This window comes from Pseudomonas silensiensis, assembly GCF_050434865.1.
GTDB lineage: Bacteria > Pseudomonadota > Gammaproteobacteria > Pseudomonadales > Pseudomonadaceae > Aquipseudomonas > Aquipseudomonas fluorescens_W.
Window position 1 is genome coordinate 68,662 of the sequence record NZ_JBNDJH010000020.1, and the last position, 20,231, is coordinate 88,892.

Annotated in this window: 18 protein-coding genes; 6 read left to right on the forward strand and 12 right to left on the reverse strand. The window is 60.4% G+C overall.

The genetic code is table 11. From position 1 onward, the window contains the following. Positions 1 to 44: 44 nt before the first annotated feature. The 7 genes from QF010_RS24615 to QF010_RS24645 all read right to left on the reverse strand — a co-directional run bounded on the left by QF010_RS24615 (position 45) and on the right by QF010_RS24645 (position 6,090). The gene (locus QF010_RS24615; RefSeq protein WP_429534122.1) at positions 45 to 899 is read right to left on the reverse strand and encodes an alpha/beta hydrolase; all 855 of its coding nucleotides are present in this window, start codon (positions 897 to 899) and stop codon (positions 45 to 47) included. Further along, positions 896 to 1,702, reverse strand: coding sequence for an alpha/beta fold hydrolase (locus QF010_RS24620; RefSeq protein WP_429534123.1), 807 nt, complete (start codon positions 1,700 to 1,702; stop codon positions 896 to 898). Before QF010_RS24620 ends, QF010_RS24615 begins: the two co-directional genes overlap by 4 nt. A 322-nt stretch (positions 1,703 to 2,024) precedes the next feature. Continuing rightward, positions 2,025 to 2,468, reverse strand: coding sequence for a hotdog fold thioesterase (locus tag QF010_RS24625; protein WP_033056885.1), 444 nt, complete (start codon positions 2,466 to 2,468; stop codon positions 2,025 to 2,027). A 32-nt stretch (positions 2,469 to 2,500) separates the two neighbouring features. Further along, a complete protein-coding gene (locus QF010_RS24630; protein ID WP_429534124.1) occupies positions 2,501 to 4,168 on the reverse strand; it encodes an AMP-binding protein in 1,668 nt (555 codons plus the stop codon). A 68-nt stretch (positions 4,169 to 4,236) separates the two neighbouring features. Continuing rightward, positions 4,237 to 4,689 (reverse strand): phosphohistidine phosphatase SixA, encoded by a 453-nt coding sequence (gene sixA / locus QF010_RS24635; RefSeq protein ID WP_033056881.1) that lies wholly within the window; start codon positions 4,687 to 4,689, stop codon positions 4,237 to 4,239. After that, positions 4,686 to 5,033, reverse strand: coding sequence for a DUF4389 domain-containing protein (locus QF010_RS24640; protein ID WP_008087808.1), 348 nt, complete (start codon positions 5,031 to 5,033; stop codon positions 4,686 to 4,688). Before QF010_RS24640 ends, sixA begins: the two co-directional genes overlap by 4 nt. Positions 5,034 to 5,064: 31 nt before the next feature. Continuing rightward, positions 5,065 to 6,090: an NAD(P)H-dependent glycerol-3-phosphate dehydrogenase gene (locus QF010_RS24645; RefSeq protein ID WP_429534125.1), complete on the reverse strand. Its 1,026-nt coding sequence runs from the start codon at positions 6,088 to 6,090 to the stop codon at positions 5,065 to 5,067. A gap of 196 nt (positions 6,091 to 6,286) precedes the next feature. Here QF010_RS24645 and QF010_RS24650 point away from each other — a divergent pair, with 196 nt between their 5' ends. The 6 genes from QF010_RS24650 (at position 6,287) to QF010_RS24675 (ending at position 13,827) form a co-directional block, all read left to right on the forward strand. Continuing rightward, positions 6,287 to 8,410 carry a TonB-dependent receptor plug domain-containing protein gene (locus QF010_RS24650; protein WP_429534126.1) on the forward strand — a complete coding sequence of 708 codons (2,124 nt, stop codon included), beginning with the start codon at positions 6,287 to 6,289 and terminating at the stop codon, positions 8,408 to 8,410. A 1-nt stretch (position 8,411) separates the two neighbouring features. After that, positions 8,412 to 9,344 carry an ABC transporter substrate-binding protein gene (locus QF010_RS24655; protein ID WP_429534127.1) on the forward strand — a complete coding sequence of 311 codons (933 nt, stop codon included), beginning with the start codon at positions 8,412 to 8,414 and terminating at the stop codon, positions 9,342 to 9,344. After that, on the forward strand, positions 9,341 to 11,242 hold the full coding sequence (locus tag QF010_RS24660) for an ATP-binding protein (RefSeq protein ID WP_429534128.1): 1,902 nt from the start codon (positions 9,341 to 9,343) through the stop codon (positions 11,240 to 11,242). Before QF010_RS24655 ends, QF010_RS24660 begins: the two co-directional genes overlap by 4 nt. Before the next feature lie 247 nt (positions 11,243 to 11,489). Continuing rightward, a complete protein-coding gene (gene fabA, locus QF010_RS24665) occupies positions 11,490 to 12,005 on the forward strand; it encodes a 3-hydroxyacyl-[acyl-carrier-protein] dehydratase FabA (RefSeq protein ID WP_008148022.1) in 516 nt (171 codons plus the stop codon). 11 nt (positions 12,006 to 12,016) lie between these two features. Further along, the gene (fabB, locus tag QF010_RS24670) at positions 12,017 to 13,237 is read left to right on the forward strand and encodes a beta-ketoacyl-ACP synthase I (protein WP_033056872.1); all 1,221 of its coding nucleotides are present in this window, start codon (positions 12,017 to 12,019) and stop codon (positions 13,235 to 13,237) included. 401 nt (positions 13,238 to 13,638) lie between these two features. Next, entirely contained in the window at positions 13,639 to 13,827 is a 189-nt protein-coding gene (locus QF010_RS24675) for a hypothetical protein (RefSeq protein WP_008148017.1), read from the forward strand. A gap of 70 nt (positions 13,828 to 13,897) precedes the next feature. Here the strand turns inward: QF010_RS24675 and QF010_RS24680 are convergent, their stop codons facing one another. From QF010_RS24680 to cysM, 5 genes are all read right to left on the reverse strand, one after another. Beyond that, positions 13,898 to 14,440, reverse strand: a complete 543-nt coding sequence (locus tag QF010_RS24680; protein ID WP_033056870.1) for a DUF2058 domain-containing protein — start codon at positions 14,438 to 14,440, stop codon at positions 13,898 to 13,900. 28 nt (positions 14,441 to 14,468) lie between these two features. Next, entirely contained in the window at positions 14,469 to 15,302 is an 834-nt protein-coding gene (mazG, locus tag QF010_RS24685) for a nucleoside triphosphate pyrophosphohydrolase (RefSeq protein WP_429534129.1), read from the reverse strand. Positions 15,303 to 15,307: 5 nt separating this feature from the next. After that, complete coding sequence (relA, locus tag QF010_RS24690; RefSeq protein ID WP_033056868.1) at positions 15,308 to 17,551, reverse strand: GTP diphosphokinase; 2,244 nt, start codon at positions 17,549 to 17,551, stop codon at positions 15,308 to 15,310. 123 nt (positions 17,552 to 17,674) lie between these two features. After that, entirely contained in the window at positions 17,675 to 19,027 is a 1,353-nt protein-coding gene (gene rlmD, locus QF010_RS24695; protein WP_429534130.1) for a 23S rRNA (uracil(1939)-C(5))-methyltransferase RlmD, read from the reverse strand. Continuing rightward, on the reverse strand, positions 19,027 to 19,929 hold the full coding sequence (gene cysM, locus QF010_RS24700) for a cysteine synthase CysM (RefSeq protein ID WP_415773899.1): 903 nt from the start codon (positions 19,927 to 19,929) through the stop codon (positions 19,027 to 19,029). The genes rlmD and cysM overlap by 1 nt, the downstream gene beginning before the upstream one ends. Positions 19,930 to 20,231: the final 302 nt, after the last annotated feature.

Sequence of the window (20,231 nt, forward strand, 5' to 3'; positions counted from 1 at the left end):
CTCCCATTTCAACCCGCCCAGCCTCGACAGTTGCCCGGCGCAAGTCAAGGAACGGCGAAGAACCGATTGAAACAGTCTGCGACAAGGTCGGCGCCGGGTTCGTCATTCAGGTGTAAATGATGGCCGCCAGGCAGCTGTTCACGGCTAAAGGGTAGACGCTCCAGCAACTCGGGATGTTTGGCGAGCATGCCGTCGGCAGCCACCACCAGTTTTGCAGGACAACTGACTCGCAGGACGAAGGCCATCGCCTGTTCGGTGGTCAGACGTAGCGGCGACGGTAAGGTCAGGCGGTTATCGGTGCGCCAGGTATAACCGCCCGGCACCGGCATCAATCCACGTTGGGCCAGCAGTTCTGCGGCTTCGCGACTGACAGCGACCAAGCCTTTCATGCGCGCCTCGATGGCCCGGTCGAGGGTGTTGTAGACCGGTTTGCGCTTCTCCCGCAAATCCAGCTGCGCTTGCAGGGCCATGCCCATCCGTTCGGCAGCGTTTTCGCCTTTGTCTGTAGGAGGAATGACGCCGTCGATCAACGCCAGGTGGGTCACGCGCTCCGGTAACGAACCGGCCAGCACCAGCGAAACGATCGCGCCCATGGAATGCCCCAGCAGGCCAAAGCGCTTCCAACCCAGTTGCTCGGCCACTTGCAGCACGTCATGGGCGTAGTCCCACAGCGCGTAACCGGCACCGGACGGCCGATGCCCGGAATGACCGTGACCGGCCATGTCCAGCGCGATGATGCGCAAACCTTTGAGCTTCGGCGCCAGTCGGGCGAAGCTGTTGGCGTTGTCCAGCCAGCCATGCAAGGCGATCACCGGCATGCCGTCTTCGGGGCCGAACAAATGCGCTGCCAACTCGATATGCGGCAGGCTCAGGCGAACTTCTTCAACGACGTTGCTCATGCGCAATCCTGTTGGCGGCGACCGTCCCAACGGCTGAGCAGGTTCTTCAGCAGCGTAGCCGTGTCCTGAGGACGTTCGAGGGGAAACATGTGACCGCCAGGCATGGTCAGGGACTCGCCCAGCGGCAAGCGCCCCACAAGGCTTGCGTGATGACGCATCACCACCCGACTATCGTGCCCCCGAACCACCGCCAGCGGCACTTTCAATTGCCGTGTGCGACCGGGACTGGTGTGCGGCACGCCACGGTAGATACTGATTTCCGTGGCCGGGTCGAAGCGCAGGCGCAGCCTGTCGCCCACCTTGTGCAAGCCGTGTTGCAGGTAAGCGTCGAAGCATTCCGGGTCGAAACTGCGAAACAGGGTTTTGCCAGCGAAATAGAGTCGGGCCGCTTCCAGATCGGTGAACTCTTCCCGACGTCCCAACGTACGGCCGGCCGGGGTCAGGCGATCGATGAAACCGAAGCGTTTGGCGGCGCGGATCACCCATTGATCGGCGCGGGTCAGCACCGGCGAATCAAGCATCACTACGCCGCGATACAGCTCGGGGCACCGCAATGCCGCGTGCAGATGCAGCACGCCACCAAAGGAATGGCCGACGCCCCACACCGGTTCCGGTTGCTGCTTGAGGTGATGAATCAGCTCGTCGACCAGGTTGTACCAGTTGTCGTCCGCCGGAAAACGCGGGTCGTGGGCGTGCTGCTGCAGATGCGTCACCTGATACTCGGGCGCCAGCGCCGCGAACAACTTGCCGTAGGTGCCCGAGGGGAAGCCGTTGGCGTGGGCGAAAAATATCTGTTGCGACATACCGGTGATCCATCAACGAAAACAAGGGTTGATTGTCCGTAAGACGACGTCCTACAGCAATGACCGTAAGTGCCAGGAATGATGACAGTCCGGTCAAGGGAATGGTGTGTCAGATGAATCCACCCCTCATCGGAACGCCGCCCGCCCATCCCTCTCCCCACGGGGGAGAGGGGGAAAGGGAGCAAATCGGGGGCTTTTCCAGACCGGAGTTCGGCTCGGACTTTCAGGTCGATGTAGCTCGAAAGAACACCTCGTTCAGTCCCCTCGCCCCCGTGGGGAGAGGGTTAGGGTGAGGGGTGGATCTAATTGAAGAAACACACCCTCAGCGGGCAGGCGGATTCTCACCCAACGGCACCACCGCCATGGTCAACCGCGACACACAACTGGCCTTCCCCTCATCGCTGGTCAAACGGATATCCCAGACATGCGTCGTGCGGCCAATGTGAATCGGCTTGGCCACCGCCGTGACCCGCCCACTGCGCAAGCCGCGCAAATGGTTGGCGTTGATTTCCAGGCCCACGCAGTAAAACTTGCTGGCGTCGATGCACAGGTAACTGGCCATCGAGCCGACCGTTTCGGCCAGCACCACCGAGGCGCCGCCGTGCAGCAAGCCGTAAGGCTGGTGAGTGCGATGGTCGATAACCATGCTCGCAGTCAGGGACTCGTCGTCGAAGGCTTCGAAGCGAATATCCAGTATTTCGCCGATGGTGTTTTTCTGGATTGCGTTCAGCTGCTCAATGTTGGGATTGGTACGCCACAAGCTCATTGCAGACATCCTTTGTTGGTTTTATTCGTGACTCAATCCTGCCACAGCACCGCTTCGCTGCGCTCGCTCCATTCTTCGAAACGGGCACCGTAGGCGGCTTCGATCACGTTGCGCTTGATCTTCAGGGTCGGCGTCAGGAAGCCGTTTTCCACCGCCCAACTGTCCTTGACCACCACCAATCGACGCAAGCGTTCGTGCTTGTCGAGGACGCCGTTAACCTCCTCCAGAAGTTTTTCCAGGCTTGAATGCAGGCCCGCCCTCGCCGTTCCGCTGGCGTCCTGCTGACCGACCGCCGAGAGCACGCACAAACCCAGCGGCGCACTCAGGCCATCGCCCACCACGCAAACCTGCTCGATGCGCGAATGCTCCGCCAGACGATTCTCGATCGGTGCCGGAGCGACGTATTTGCCTTTGCTGGTCTTGAATATTTCCTTCAGTCGCCCGGTCAGGCGCAGGTTGCCTTCGGCGTCTTGCTCGCCCTTGTCGCCGGTGCACAGGAAGCCATCGTCGGTGATAGTTTCGGCGGTTTTCTCAGGTTCCTTGAAATACCCGAGCATGGTCGCACCGCTGCGCACCATGACCTCGCCCGACTCAGCGATCCGCACCTCGACCTCCGGGCAGGGCTTGCCGATCCAGCCAGGTTTGTTCTGGCCCGGCAGGCCGACGTGCGAATAGCCGCAGCTTTCGGTCATGCCGTAGACCTCCAACACATCCAGGCCCAGTTTGCGGTACCACAGCAGCAAGGTCTGCGGCACTGGCGCGGCGCCGGACAAAGCAATGCGCAAGGCATCCAGCCCGAGCCCGACCAGGACTTTGTGGCCGACCCGCTTGCCGATGATCGGCAGACTGAGCAGGAAGTCGAGGCGCTTTGCCGGGATCTTGCTGTACACGCCCATCTGGAATTTGGTCCAGATCCGCGGCACGCCGAACAGCGCGGTCGGTCGAGCACGGCGCAAATCGGCCAGGAAGGTGTCGAGACTCTCGGCAAAAAACACCGTTTGCCCGGTGTAGATCGACGCCAGTTCAACGAACATCCGCTCGGCGACATGGCACAGTGGCAGGTAGGACAGCAGCCGATCCGACTCATTCAAGCCAAACAACTGCGTGCCGCGAGTGGTGGCAAACCCCAGATTGGCGAAACTGTGCATCACGCCTTTGGGCATGCCGGTGGTGCCGGAGGTGTAAATGATGGTCGCCAACTGGTCGGCGGACGGCTTGGGATCATCCTGGATCGGTGAGCTCTTTTGCAGGTCGGCCCAGCTGAAATCGAAAGTACCGGGCGGATGTAACGGCAGACTGATCGTAGGCAAATCAGGGCTGACCCCGCGAGACATTCCAGGCCAGTCATCGAGTTTGCCGATGAACACCAGCGCCGCTTCGGAATGTTCAAGGACCTGGGCCACGGTCTCGGCGGTGAGGTTCGGGTAGAGCGGCACCGACACGTGACCGGCCATCCAGATCGCCAGGTCGGCGATGATCCAGTGCGCGCAGTTTTTCGAGATCAGGGCGATGTGGCTGCCTTGAGGCAGTTCGCGTGCGCGCAGCCAATGCGCGGCGCAACGCGCCTGATGACCGACGTCTTCCCAGGTCAGCGTTTCGACCTGGCCGCCGCCCGTGGGTTGAACCAGAAAGCGTTGGCGGGGATGACGGGCCTCACGCTCGTAAAAGACGTCCAGCGGCAAACGAAAAGCAGCAGGCATGCGACTCGCTCCTTTATTTCTGGTCTGGAGCAAGCGTAGTCAACCAAGCAGTTGCTCGGTTGACTATTTTACGGGTGCTTGATGCTGACGAGCTTCATGGCTCCGGCCAGCGGCAAATCGCCTTCCAACTCCGCAAGACCGGCGGTTCCCACCTTTTCCGGGTCCTGCACATGGCCGTTCTGCAGGTAACCCAGCAGGTTGCCCACCAGCGGGTTATGGCTGACCAGCAATGCGTAATCCACCGACACCAATTGCTCCGCCACGACTTGCGGGCTGTAGCCAGGGGTCAACCATTCGACGGTGCGAATGTCCGGTTGAAATCCCAGCGCTTCACGCACCAGCTGCGCAGTCTGCTGCGCGCGTTGGTAGGGGCTGGCATAGATGGCCGTAATCGGCTGACCAATCAGTTCCGCAGCGCTGCGCAGCACTTCTTCGCAACCGTGGGAAGTGAGTGCCCGCTCCGAGTCGGAACAGGAGCCGTAAGGCTCGGCTTCACCATGACGCAATACCCAGAGTTTCATAGTTTCGGTTCCTCATCTCGTACCGGATGCGGGGCCGGCGCCACAGCGTGCGGCGCTTCACCTTCCGGTGTACGCGGCGTCGGCCAGTCGGCGAATGGCCAGGGCTTCTGGTCACTGTGGAAACTGCCGAAACGACCGATCTGCGCCAGGAACTGGCTCAGGCTGTCGCCGAAGTTCATCAGGCTGGCGCTCGGGGCGCCATAGATCAAACGATAGATCAGTTGAACCAGCACCACGGCGCCAAGGATGAATTGCGCCACTTGCCAGACCAACACGTAGACGATCATCCACAACACGCGCAGCAGGATGGATTCGTACTTGGCTTCTGTTTTCGGATCGTTCATGTCTCGCTCCCTGCCCCTGTCAATTGAGTGCTCAGTTGAAACCACTGGTGGAAATAAAGTCGACGTCGGTTTTTGGCTCGGCACGCATTAATAGACCGATCACCTGCTCCAGCGTGCGCCCTTCGAACAGGATGGCATGCAGTCCGGCGACCAGCGGCATGTACACGCCCACCTCCTGGGCCTTGGTCTTGAGCACCTTGAGGGTGTTCACGCCTTCAGCGACTTCGCCCAGGCGCGTCACGGCATCTTCCAGGCTCAAACCCTGGCCGAGGGCGAACCCGACCTGGTAGTTACGGCTTTTTGGCGACGAGCAGGTGACGATCAAATCGCCAACGCCTGCCAAGCCGAGAAAGGTCATCGGGTTGGCGCCCTGATTCACCGCAAAGCGGGTCATTTCCGCCAGCGCCCGGGTGATCAGCATGCTCTTGGTGTTTTCACCCATGCCCAGCGCCACCGCCATGCCGGCAATGATTGCGTAGACGTTTTTCAGCGCCCCGCCCAACTCCACGCCGAAGCGGTCGGCGCTGGCGTACACGCGAAAGGTCCGGCCATGCAGCGCTTCTTGAACTCGCTGGCAGAGTTCTTCGTCTTCGCTGGCGACCACCGTGGCGGTCAGCGCGTGTTCGGCGATTTCTCGGGCCAGGTTCGGCCCGGACAGCACGCCGATGCGCGCTTGCGGGGCGATCTCTTCGAGGATTTCGCTCATCAGTTTGAAGGTGTGGGCTTCGATGCCTTTGGTCAGGCTCACCAACAATTTGCCGGTCAAACGTTCGGCGTGCGGCATCAATACCGAGCGCAGCGCGCTGGACGGCAGTGCGACGAAGCACAGGTCGCAGGCTTGCAGAGTGGCCAGCAGGTCGGTGACCGCTTCCACGGCCGGCAGAATCTTGATGCCTTTGAGGTAACGCGGGTTCTCGCGATTGACCCGAATGGCCTCCGCCTGCTCGGGGTCACGCATCCACAGAAGGACCTGATGCCCGTTCTCGGCCAGCAGGTTAGCCACGGCGGTACCAAAACTTCCGCCTCCCAGGACCGCAATTGGGCGCTGTTCAGTCATATGCAATCCGTTAATCCATACCAGTGGCGATGTCGGCATTATACGGAGCGGCCCAGTGGCGGCCAGCCCCCGCATCAATTACCGACACTTGTAGGAAGAAGACCAAGAAAACCGAGGAAAATGCCCACAACGTGACTGGAAAAGTCATTGCGCTCGGTTAACATGCGCGCCAATTGTTCGCTATCAAGGATGTGTTGTGTCGTTTGGCTCTCCATCACCTCGCTCGCCGCTGGTACTGGCGCTGATTTTCAGCTCGCCATTGCTTGCCGACGACTTGTTCCTCGACAGCGAGGCGCTGCCGCAAGTATTGACCGCGACGCGGCTCAAGCAGTCGCCGGCCGCGGTACCTGGGAGCATGACGGTGATCGACAGCGAACTGATCAACGCCAGTGGCGCCCGGGACATCAGTGAGTTGCTGCGACTGGTGCCGGGAATGATGGTCGGCAACATCAACGGCAACCAGGCAGCGGTGAACTATCACGGCACCAATGCCACCGAAGCGCGACGCCTGCAAGTGTTGATCGACGGCCGTTCGGTGTACCGCGCAGGCCTGGCCACGGTGGACTGGAGTGACATTCCCGTGGCCCTGGAAGACATCGAACGCATCGAAGTTTTCCGCGGCCCCAACACCGTCAGCTATGGCGCCAATGCGCTGATGGCGGTGGTCAACATCATCACGCGCAACCCGGCCGACAGCCACGGCACGCGAATGAAAGTCACCCGTGGGCAGCGCGGCATCGACGACTTTTACGCCAGCCAGGGCGTGGGCTGGGACGGCGGCGATCTGCGCCTGTCACTGTCCGGCCAGCAAGACGACGGCTTCGACTCGGACCGCAATGGCGCCGACTACCGCGACAGCCGCCGCTTGAACCGCTTCAACCTCGCCGTCAGCCAGACGCTCGCTGAAAACCAGAGTATTGACTGGCAATTGAATGCCAAGGACGGGACCAATCAGCGTCCGTATACCTACCGCCCGGTCTTCTCGGGGATTACCGCTGCCGGGAACAATTCCGACGTCATCGCCAAGGACTACGCCGGCTCGCTGCGCTGGAACCTCGACATCAATCCCGATCACAGCCTGTACATCCAGGGCTCGGCACAGCACTGGGATCGTCAGCAGACCTGGCGTGCCTGCGATGCCGAGGTTTCGTTCAGCCCGCAGTTGACCGAACTCTGGCAGCTCAACCCGAATTACACCGAACGCCTGGCGCGCAACATGGAGCGCTACACCGGCCCCGGCGCGCCCGCAGGTGACCCGGCCCAACGTGCACTGGCCAATCAAGTGCTCGACCAATGGCGAAACGGCGCCCGGCAAACCCTCTGTGGCGATATTGACCAGAGCACCCGGGAATCGCGCTACGACCTTGAATTGCAGGACACCCTCAGCCTGTCCGACAGTCTGCGGCTGGTCAGCGGTATGAACTATCGTTACGACCGGGCAGATTCCGAGACCTACTTCAATGGCACCCTCGACGACACCACCTGGCGGGCGTTCGGCCAACTCGAGTGGCGCGCCACCGAGCATTGGTTGCTGCAGGGCGGTGCGATGTTCGAAGACACGCAATTGATCGGCAGTTCGCTCACCCCGCGGGTGGCGGTCAACTACCTGATCAACCCGCGCCATGGCCTGCGGGCGGTGTACTCGGAAGCCACCCGCTCGCCGGACATGTTCGAGAACAACGTTAACTGGAGCTATCAGGTCAAGAACCTGCGGCCCAGCGCCTATGGCCAGTCCAGTGCCCGGTATTTCGTCAAGACCCGGGGCCCCGGCGACCTCGAACAGGAACACATGCGCTCCCGGGAGCTGGGCTACAACGGCTACTTTGCCGAAGTAGGACTGGCGGTCGATGTGAAACTGTTCTACGACGAAATCACCGGGATGATCAGCGAGCCGCTGCGCAACAATCAGTACATCGCCAGCAACTCAAACCGCGCGCGCTTTTCCGGGGCAGAAACCCAGCTCGACTGGCGAATCAGCAGCGCCGATCGCCTGCGCCTGACTTATGCCTATGTCGATGCCGAGGCGAGTAACCCGCAGGATGCACAACAGACGGCTCGAAACAGCGGTTCCGCCGGTTGGCTGCGCAACTGGGGCCACGGCTGGAACAGCGCGCTCTTCTACTATGGTGACGATGCCTTGAACGGCTACCGCTTCGAACGGGTCGACACGCGCATTGCCAAACGCATCGGCCTGGGCAAGGCCAGCCTGGAACTGGCCGGCGTGCTCCAGCAACGCCTCGACAGCCAGCCCACAACCTTCGTCGACAACAACTACGACGAGCGCCGGGTGCTTTACTTCAGCGCGGAGCTGGCGTTCTAAGATGCGGTATCGCCCGTCACGCAAGACGCCAATCCTTGGCCGCCTGCTGGCCGGGTTGTGCCTGGTGTTTGCCGGGGTGCTGAGCAGCCTGGAAGCCAGCGCCGCGGACATTTTGCTGACCGGCGCCGAGGACGGCCCGGGCATGCAATCCTTCACTCAGGCCCTGAGCGCTTTGCGGCCTGCCGATAACGTGCACTTCCAGCCACTGGCCAGTCTGCCAGCGCCGGGCAAACTGCCTGCCGACACCCGTTTGATTCTGCTCGACCTGGCGAGCCTCGACTGGCGCCTGCAAGATAATCAGGGCCCAGCAACGCTGGTGCTGCGCATTAGCCGCCTGCAAGCCCGTCAGCATCTGGGGGCCACCCTGCCCCCGCGCCTCAGCCTGCTCTGGAGCGATCCGCCCCTGGACCGACAATTGCGCCTGACCCGACTGCTGCTGCCGCAGGCCAAACGGGTCGGCGTACTCTTCGACAGCCACAGCGAATTCCTCTTGAAAGAACTGCATCAGGCCGCCCACTCCCTGGGCCTTGAGGTGGTCACCGAGCGCTGGGATAACACCAACGACAGCCGGCCGCTGCAGACCTTGTTGAAGAACAGCGACGTGTTATTGGGCCTCGACGACCCCGATCTGTACAACCCGAAAACCGCGAAAAACCTGTTGCTCAGCAGCTATGCACGGCAATTGGCGCTGATCGGCCCTAACGCCGGGTTCGTCAGGGCCGGGAGCCTGGCCAGCACCTACAGCGATCAGAGCGATTGGCTGGCGATACTCGACGAACTGCTCGACCGGTCACCGGCCACGTGGCCACGCACGCACTACCCGCAACGCTTCAAAATCTTAAGCAACCCGCAAGTGGCTCGTTCATTAGGTATTGAACAGATGAATGAAGCGTCTGTCGCAACACAGTTGGCCGAAGGAGAAAACCGCCCATGACCTTCCGTCGCCGTTGGGACATCAACACCCGCACACAGATCATCAGCCTCGGCCCAGCCCTGTTGCTGACGTTGCTGTTGATCAGCTTCTTCACCTTCGTGCGGATCCAGGACCTGCGTCAGGAGCTCAATCACACCGGGCAACTGATCGCCAACCAACTGGCACCGGCCACCGAATACGGGGTGATCTCCGGCAACAACGAGGTGCTCGACAGTTTGCTCAAGGCCACCCTGGCCACGCCCAATGTGCGCTTTCTGGAAGTCCAGGACAGCGCCAACCGGATTCTGGTGTACGTCGAGCAACCGTCGGAAACCCACACCCGCTCGCACCAGGTCGAAGTGTTCCAGGCCCCGGTGCGGCTGCAACGAATCCAGCTGCACAATGATTTTCTTCAGGGTAGCCGCGTCGCCAACACGGCGCCCACCGAGGATTATCTGGGTCGGGTGATCGTCGGCCTGTCCAATGACGCCTTCAGCCAGCGTCAGCAGGAAATCCTGCTCAAGGCCGGGATCCTGGCGCTGTTCGCCCTGTTGTTCACTTTTCTGGTCGCCCGGCGACTGGCCGGCAGCCTGTCGCAACCGATCCGCGACATCGGCAACGCGGTCAAGGCGATTCAGGACGGCGACTACAAAACACCGCTGCCGATCGTCGACGACACTGAATTGGGCGCGCTGTCGCAACACATCAACAACCTCGCCAACGGGCTCGAACAAGCCAGTCGCGAACAGCATCAAGCGATGGCACAGTTGATTCAGACTCGCGAGGAGGCGGAAAAGGCCAACAACGCCAAATCCGATTTCCTTGCGATGATGAGCCACGAACTGCGCACGCCGATGAATGGCGTGCTGGGCATGCTGCAATTGCTGGAAACCACCGAGATGACCGAGGAGCAGGTCGAATACGCGGCGCTTGCCTCGGAGTCCACCGAACACCTGCTCAAAGTCATCAACGACATTCTCGATTTCTCGCGCATCGAGCGTTCGGAACTGGAGCTGGAGCACATTCCGTTCAACCTCGCGGACCTGATCGGCAGTTGTGCCCAGTCGTTCTCGCACGGCGCCGTGCAACGCGGGCTCGACCTGGCGCTGTCGATTCCGGACGATATGCGCGCGTTGCAGGTGCAGGGCGACCCGACGCGGATCCGGCAGATCCTGGTCAACCTGATCGGCAATGCGCTGAAATTCACCGAACAAGGCCGCGTCAGCATCGAGCCGCAATGGCAGTCGCTGGATCACGAACTGCTGTGGTTCACCTGCACCGTGCGCGACAGCGGGATTGGTATCTCGGCTGAAAGCCTGGAATTGATGTTCAACGCCTTCCAGCAGGCCGATAGTTCTATTTCGAGGCGATACGGTGGCACCGGGCTGGGCCTTCCGATTGCTCGCACGCTGGCTGAACGCATGGGCGGCACGTTGCGCGCCCAGAGCGAGGAAGGTCGCGGTTCGGTGTTCACCCTGGAAATTCCGCTGGCGCTCTATAAACAGACGCTGCCCGTGCTGGCGCCACGCTCACCGTCCGGCAGTGGTGATGGCGAAGGGCGCAACGTGTTGCTGGTGGAAGACAATCCGGTCAATCAGACGGTCATCGAAGCAATGTTGCGCAGTCTGGGCTTTACTGTCAGCGTCGTCACCGATGGCGCGCAGGCAGTGCGCAGTGCCGAGAGTCTGATTTTCGAAGCGATTCTGATGGACTGCCGGCTACCGATCATCGACGGCTACGAGGCTACCCGACAGATTCGCCAATTACCCGGCTGCACAGACTTGCCGATCATCGCGCTGACCGCCAACGCCTTGCAGGGTGACCGCGAAGCCTGTTTATCGGCGGGAATGAACGATTACCTGGCCAAGCCCTTCAAACGCACAGATTTGCAGCAAATTCTGCAACGCTGGGTGCAGTAGTGCAGGCCTTTCGGCTATCTGCGACTGGCGTGAAAGGCGAAAGTGCGGCAGTCTTAGGCACCCGAACAGGCCCGAAAAGGGGCTTGAATAATAATTTCAGTGCACAAGTGTACATTCATGTCCTTGGTGCTGTGACTTTCACCACAACGCAATAGTCTATGAGTAGGCTGCTGACTCGAGGCATGAACGCTTCGATCGGCCGGGAAGATTTGCCCCACCTGCCGCATGGGACTATTGAGGAGCTCGCATGACCCAACAAAACGCCTTTACTCGGGAAGACCTGCTGCGCTGCAGTCGCGGTGAGCTGTTCGGCCCAGGTAACGCACAACTGCCCGCCCCGAACATGTTGATGGTGGATCGCATCACCCATATCAGCGCCGAGGGTGGCAAGTACGGCAAAGGTGAATTGGTCGCCGAGCTGGATATCACTCCGGACCTGTGGTTCTTCGCCTGCCACTTCGAAGGTGATCCGGTGATGCCAGGCTGCCTGGGCCTCGACGCCATGTGGCAACTGGTCGGCTTCTTCCTCGGCTGGCAAGGTCTGCCGGGCCGCGGTCGCGCCCTGGGTTCGGGCGAAGTGAAGTTCTTCGGTCAGGTTCTGCCGACCGCCAAGAAAGTAACCTATAACATTCAGATCAAGCGCGTACTGAAGGGCAAACTGAACCTGGCCATCGCCGATGGTTCGGTCAGCGTCGACGGCCGCGAGATCTACACCGCCGAAGGCCTTCGGGTCGGCGTTTTCACCTCCACTGACAACTTCTAAGGGTTATCCGCATGCGCCGCGTCGTTATCACTGGTCTGGGCATCGTTTCGTGCCTGGGCAATGACAAAGAGACCGTCTCCGCTAACCTGCGTGCAAGCCGCCCTGGCATCCGGTTCAACCCGGAATATGCCGAAATGGGTCTGCGTAGCCAGGTTTCCGGCTCCATTGACCTTCCCCTCGAAGAGCTGATCGATCGCAAGATCTTTCGCTTCGTCGGCCACGCGGCGGCTTACGCCTACCTGGCCATGAAAGACGCCATCGCCGACTCAGGTCTGACCGATGAGCAAGTCTCCAACCCGCGTACCGGCCTGATCGCCGGTTCCGGTGGCGCCTCCACGCTGAACCAGATGGAAGCGCTGGACATCCTGCGCGAGAAAGGCGTCAAGCGCGTCGGCCCATACCGCGTCACGCGGACCATGAGCAGCACCGTTTCCGCTTGCCTGGCCACGCCGTTCAAGATCAAGGGCCTGAACTACTCCATCGCTTCTGCCTGCGCCACCAGTGCTCACTGCATCGGTACCGCCATGGAACAGATCCAGATGGGCAAGCAGGACATCGTGTTCGCCGGCGGCGGTGAAGAAGAGCATTGGAGCCAATCGTTCCTGTTCGACGCCATGGGCGCACTGTCCAGCCAGTACAACGAAACCCCGGAAAAAGCTTCCCGTGCCTACGACGCCAAGCGTGACGGTTTCGTCATCGCCGGCGGTGGCGGCATGGTCGTGGTCGAAGAGCTGGAACACGCTCTGGCCCGCGGCGCGAAGATCTACGCGGAAATCGTTGGCTACGGCGCGACCTCCGACGGCTACGACATGGTCGCCCCAAGCGGCGAAGGCGCCATCCGCTGCATGCAGATGGCCATGTCCACCGTTGACGCTCCAATCGACTACCTGAACACTCACGGCACCTCGACTCCGGTCGGCGACGTCATGGAAATGAAAGGTGTGCGTGAAGTGTTCGGCGACAAGGCTCCGGCCATCAGCTCCACCAAGAGCCTGTCGGGTCACTCCCTGGGCGCCGCCGGCGTTCATGAAGCGATCTACTGCATGCTGATGATGGAAGGCAACTTCATGGCGGGTTCCGCCAACATCGACGAACTGGATCCGGAAGTGGCTGACATGCCGATCCTGACCAAGACTCGTGAAGACGCCACCATCAACACCGTGATGAGCAACAGCTTCGGCTTCGGTGGCACCAACGCTACGCTGGTACTGAAGCGCTGGGCAGGTAAGTAATACCTCGCCGTTTCGCTGCACACAAAAACGCCCCGACTGGTTCGGGGCGTTTTTTTGTGTCCGAAAAATGTGGAACACCGCAATCCCTGTAGGAGTGAGCCTGCTCGCGATTGCGGACTTCCAGACAACACATGTGTCGACTGAAACACCGCAATCGCGAGCAGGCTCACTCCTACAGGGTCGGTGCTGAACTCGCAGTTTTCGACGTCGTGAACATGAAGCTTTTGTCATGAAACTCAACGCCCTGCGACCGAATGTCGCGTGTTTGGCGGGCTGCAGGACTTTTACCAAACTCGCAAAAAACCGTTACCAAACTCAGTCATTTACTTAGCAGGCTAACCAAACATATAACGGAGTCCTGCACACGCCTTGCTGCAGATAACAGAGATTGGAGCTAGCAGATGACTGTAAAAGTAACTGAACGCGACGATTCACATAAGTCCCACGAAGGCGTAGCCGCCGGTATCCGGATCTGGGACGTGCACCAACAAGACATGCTGGTGGGGATGTTCCACTCCGAAACCGATGCCCACAGCTACAAGGCCGAACTGGAAAAACTGGAGCAGCAACGAGCGCTCCAATCCGCTTAAGCAATGACAGCATTGAAAACGACAAACCCCGCCATGAGCGGGGTTTGTCGTTGTTGCAGCCTTTAACGGCTTACCACATCAGATCGTCCGGGATCTGATAGGCCGCGTACGGATCGTCTTCGACAGCGACCTCTTCGGTCTTCACGTTCAGCTGCACGATACGCTGTGGATCGCGCTCCTGGATCTTCAGGGCCGCCTCACGCGGGATTACTTCATAACCGCCGGCGTGGTGCACGATGGCCAGCGAACCGCTGCTGAGCTTGTTGCGCATCAGCGTGTTGACGGAGATGCGCTTGACCTTCTTGTCGTCAACGAAGTTGTAGTAGTCCTCGGTCGTCAGCTTCGGCAGACGCGAGACTTCGATCAACTGTTTGACCTGAGCAGCGCGAGCCTTGGCCTCGGCCTTCTCCTGTTGCTGACGGTTCAGCTCCTGATCGCGCTTGACCTTCTCGGCCATGGCTTCCTGGGCGGCACGCTGCTGCGAGTCATCCAGTTCGATCTGACCTTTGTGGGCCAGACGCTGCTGTTTCTGCTTCTCTTTGCCGACCTGTTTGGCCTGCTTCTGGTTGACCAGCCCTGCTTTGAGCAACTGGTCGCGAAGGGAAATGCTCATGGTGCTTATTACTCACTTAGGCAACTGCTCAACCGCAGCTGGGCAAATTCTTTTCCTGACGTTTGGCTTCGCCCCACAAGGCGTCCAACTCTTCGAGGGTGCAATCTTCTATGGGACGGTGGGTGTCGCGCAATGCCTGTTCGATAAAACGGAAGCGTCTTTCAAACTTGCTGTTGGCGCCACGCAGTGCAGTTTCGGGATCGACCTTGAGATGACGCGCCAGATTGACCACCGAAAACAACAGATCACCGACTTCATCGGCAATCGCTGTCGAGTCATTGTCGGCCATGGCTTCGAGCACTTCATCGAGCTCTTCGCGCACTTTATCGAGCACCGGCAAAGCGTCCGGCCAGTCGAACCCGACCTGCCCCGCGCGCTTCTGCAACTTCGCCGAACGAGACAATGCCGGCAGTGCTGCGGGTACGTCGTCAAGCAAGGACAGTTGCGTTGGCGAGGATGATTTCTCGGCACGTTCTTCAGCCTTGATCTCTTCCCAGCGCTGCTTGACCTGCTCTTCACTCAAGCGCGGAACATCCATCGGTGCATACAGATCACCGGTAGGAAACACGTGCGGATGACGGCGAATCAGCTTTCGAGTGATGCTGTCAATGACACCGGCGAATTCGAAGCGCCCCTCTTCCCGGGCCAACTGGCTGTAATAAACCACCTGGAACAGCAAATCCCCCAACTCACCCTGCAAGTGATCGAAGTCACCGCGCTCGATGGCGTCGGCGACTTCATAGGCTTCTTCCAGCGTGTGCGGGACGATGGTTGCGTAGGTTTGCTTGATGTCCCAAGGGCAGCCGAACTGCGGGTCGCGCAGACGGCTCATCAGGTGCAGCAAGTCTTCAAGGCTGTACATCAATTTCACGGCGTCCGGTTACGACGGGTTTCGATGATGTTCGGCAACTGGGAAATCCGCCCCAGCAACCGCCCCAGTGCATCCAGCCCCGGAATCTCGATGGTCAGGGACATCAACGCGGTGTTGTCCTCTTTGTTCGAGCGGGTGTTCACCGCCAGCACGTTGATCCGCTCGTTGAGCAGCACTTGCGAGACGTCACGCAGCAGGCCGGACCGGTCGTAGGCGCGGATGATGATGTCCACCGGATAGGTGAGCACCGGCACCGGGCCCCAGCTGACCTGGATGATCCGCTCGGGCTCGCGGCTGCCCAGTTGCAGCACCGAGGCGCAGTCCTGACGGTGAATGCTCACGCCGCGGCCCACGGTGATGTAGCCGACGATCGCATCCCCCGGCAGCGGCTGGCAGCAGCCGGCCATTTGGGTCATCAGGTTGCCGACGCCCTGGATCTGGATGTCGCCGCGCTTGCCCGGTTTGTAACCGGTGGCCTTGCGTGGAATCAGCTCAAGCTGTTCGTTGCCGCGCTCCGGCTCGACCAGTTGCTGCGCCAGGTTCACCAGTTGTGCCAGGCGCAAATCGCCTGCGCCCAACGCGGCGAACATGTCTTCGGCCGTTTTCATGTTGGCCTTTTCGGCCAGCTTGTCGAAATCCACCGCTGGCAGACCGAGGCGGTTGAGTTCGCGCTCGAGCAAGGTTTTACCGGCGGCGACGTTCTGATCGCGCGCCTGCAATTTGAACCAGTGAACGATCTTCGCCCGTGCCCGCGAGGTGGTGATGTAACCCAGGTTCGGGTTCAGCCAGTCGCGGCTCGGGGTGCCGTGCTTGCTGGTGATGATCTCGACCTGTTCACCGGTTTGCAGGCTGTAGTTGAGCGGCACGATGCGCCCGTTGATCTTCGCTCCACGGCAGTTGTGACCGATTTCGGTGTGCACGCGGTAGGCGAAGTCCAGCGGCGTCGCGCCTTTCGGCAAGTCGATGGCGTGACCGTCCGGGGTGAAGATGTACACCCGGTCCGGTTCGATATCGACCCGCAGCTGTTCAGCCAGGCCGCCGATGTCACCCAGCTCTTCATGCCACTCGAGGACCTGACGCAGCCAGGAAATTTTCTCTTCATAGTGGTTGGAGCCGGATTTGACGTCGGTGCCCTTGTACTTCCAGTGCGCGCAAACGCCCAGCTCGGCTTCTTCGTGCATGGCGTGGGTGCGGATCTGCACTTCCAGCACCTTGCCCTCCGGGCCGATCACCGCGGTGTGCAGCGAGCGGTAGCCGTTCTCTTTCGGGTTGGCGATGTAGTCGTCGAATTCTTTCGGGATGTGCCGCCACAGGGTGTGGACGATACCGAGCGCGGTGTAGCAGTCGCGCATTTCCGGCACCAGCACGCGAACGGCACGCACGTCGTAGATCTGGCTGAATTCCAGACCCTTGCGCTGCATTTTGCGCCAGATCGAATAGATGTGTTTGGCCCGGCCGCTGATGTCGGCATCGACGCCGGTAGCCTGCAATTCATTTTTCAGCTGAGTCATCACGTCGCTGATGAAGCGCTCGCGATCCAGACGCCGCTCATGAAGCAATTTGGCGATCTGCTTGTACTGATCGGGCTCAAGGTAACGGAAGGACAAGTCCTCCAGTTCCCATTTGATGTGACCGATACCGAGCCGGTGAGCCAAAGGCGCGTAGATGTCGAAGACTTCACGGGCGACGCGGTTGCGTTTCTCGTCATCGGCGGTTTTCACCGCACGGATCGCGCAGGTGCGTTCGGCCAGTTTGATCAGCGCAACGCGAACGTCGTCGACCATGGCGACCAGCATCTTGCGCAGGTTTTCGACCTGGCCCTGAGTGCCCAGCACCAGGGATTGACGAGGGCTGAGGCTGGCGCTGATCGCCGCCATGCGCAACACGCCGTCGATGAGTTTGGCGACCACCGGACCGAAGCGCTGGCTGACCGCCGGCAACTCAATCTGGCCTTCGCGCACGCCGCGATACAGGATCGCGGCAACCAACGAATCCTGATCGAGTTTGAGGTCGGCGAGAATCTCGGCGATCTCAAGTCCCGTGCGGAAACTCGAGGTCCCTTCGGACCACAGGTTTTTCGCCGCATTGGCTTGTTGTTCAGACGCACGAGCAAACTCGCACGCTTCCTTCAAGGCTTCGCGATCCAGTGCCGGATCGACACTGACCGCGTGATCGAGCCAAGCCTCGAGATTGATACTGCCGTCGGTGTTGATCGGCTGGTGTGCTCTCACCTGTACCATCTTGCTTACCTTCCCTACGACGCAGATTCAATGCGTCAAATCGCTGACCTTCGTTGCCCGTGTGCCCACATCAGGGCCGGTACGCGGCTGCACGGGCGGGCCAGTCGGACCAGACGAGCCGTCCTAGCTCGCTTCAAATAACGCCATGGCCTCGACATGTGCCGTCTGAGGAAACATATCGAGAATCCCGGCACGTTTTAACCGGTAGCCCTGCTTGATCAATTCGACCGTGTCGCGCGCCAGCGTTGCCGGATTACACGACACATACACCAACCGTTTGGCGCCCAGGGACGCAAGCTTGCGCACTGCCTCGAAAGCACCGTCACGCGGTGGGTCCAAGAGTACCGCACAAAAGCCTTCGCGCGCCCATTCGGCATCGGTCAAAGGCTGGGATAAATCGGCCTGAAAAAACTTCGCATTATGAAGATTGTTGCTAGCAGCGTTCGCAGCTGCTCGCTCGACCATCGCCTGCACACCTTCCACTGCCACCACTTCACGAACGACCTTGGCCAGCGGCAACGCAAAGTTACCCAAACCACAGAATAGATCGAGAACGCGTTCCTCCGCCGTCGGCTTCAGCCACTCCAGCGCCTGGGCGATCATCGCTTCGTTGACCCCGGCGTTGACCTGGATGAAATCCCCCGGTCGGTACGCCAGGTTCAAGTCCCACTGCTCAAGGCGATAACCCAACGACTGGTCAGCCTCAACCGGTTGCGGTTCACCGTCGCCATGCAGCCACAGTTGAGCTTCATGGAACGCGCAGAAATCCTTGAGGATCGTCATGTCGGCGTCGGACAGCGGCGCCATGTGCCGCAGCAACACCGCCAACGACGAACCGCTGAACAACTCCACATGCCCGAGTGCCTGAGGTTTACTCAAGCGCCGAAGCATTTCCGGCAAGCGGGTCATGATTGGTTGCAAAGGCTGTACCAGCACCGTGCATTCGTTGATCGCAACGATGTCCTGACTGCCCGCGGCGCGGAAACCGACTTCGAGCTTTTTCGCCTTCATGTCCCAGCGCACCGCCACTCGGGCGCGACGCCGGTAACCGAATTCCGGACCGCTCAACGGCGCGGCCCATTCTTCGGGTTCGACACCGGCGACCTTCGCCAATTGCTCGGCGAGCATGCGCTGTTTCAGGGCGAGTTGTTCGTTGTGCGGCAGATGTTGCACGCTGCAACCGCCACAGCGACCGGCATGCGGACACGGTGCCGGGCGGCGCAGTTCGCTGGCCTTGAACACCCGTTCGGTGCGCGCCTCGACCACTTTGCCGTGGGCGCCCAACACGCGTGCTTCGACTTCTTCACCGGCCAATGCGCCGATGACGAACCAGGTGCGACCTTCAAAAAACGCGATACCGCGACCGTCATTAGCCAGGCGCTCAATACTCAAGCGCTGCTTTTTGCCGGTCGGAATTTGCGGGGCCTTGCTGCCGCCGGTGGGCTGGAAGCGCAGGCCTCTTTCTTGCTTGGCCATCAGTTAGGCGCGTCGAAAATGCCGGTCGACAAGTAACGGTCGCCACGGTCGCAGATGATCGCGACGATCACCGCGTTTTCAACTTCTTTGGACAGACGCAGCATGGCTGCCACGGCACCGCCCGAGGACACGCCGCAGAAGATGCCTTCTTCGCGGGCCAGACGACGGGTCACGTCTTCGGCTTCGCTTTGCGCCATGTCGACGATCCGGTCCACGCGCTCGGCCTGGTAGATCTTCGGCAGGTATTCCTGCGGCCAGCGACGGATGCCCGGAATCGCCGAGCCTTCCATCGGTTGCAGACCGATGATCTGCACGTTCTCGTTCTGCTCTTTCAAGTAGCGCGAGACGCCCATGATGGTACCGGTGGTGCCCATGGAGCTGACGAAATGGGTGATGGTGCCTTCGGTCTGACGCCAGATTTCCGGGCCGGTGGTGGTGTAGTGCGCTTGCGGGTTGTCCCCGTTGGCGAACTGATCCAGCACCTTCCCGCGGCCTTCGGCTTCCATTCGCTGGGCGAGGTCGCGGGCGCCTTCCATGCCCTCTTCCTGGGTGACCAGAATCAGCTCGGCGCCATACGCGGTCATGGCTGCTTTACGTTCGGCGCTGGAGTTGTCCGGCATGATCAGGATCATCTTGTAACCCTTGATCGCCGCGGCCATCGCCAGGGCGATCCCGGTGTTACCCGAGGTCGCTTCGATCAGCGTATCGCCGACGTGGATCTGCCCGCGCAATTCAGCGCGGGTAATCATCGACAGCGCCGGACGGTCCTTGACCGAACCCGCCGGGTTATTCCCTTCGAGCTTGAGCAAAAGGGTATTGCTGGTGGCGCCAGGCAGGCGCTGCAAACGGACCAGCGGAGTGTTGCCGACGCAATCGGCGATGGTTGGGTACTGCAAGGTCATGGCGTAATTCGCAATCCAGACTGCGGGGGCGCCTATCATACCGGCAAACCTTCGCAGGCCATATCACGCAAAGTACGGTGCTTATGGTTTATGGGAATAAGGGGCTGTTTCAACGTTAAGCTGTCTGCGCGAAATGCGTCTGGGCAGCCGCTCAAAAACTCTGTATTAACAATGCCCGCGCCGAGGGACGGGTTTGTGTCAGCAGCGCTGACACTTTTGCCCGCTGGACGTCGCTGCGTCCGAAGAGTGCAGCGTTAAACAAGGTTTTTGCACTGAGGGGAAATGATCAGGTTGTTCGACAA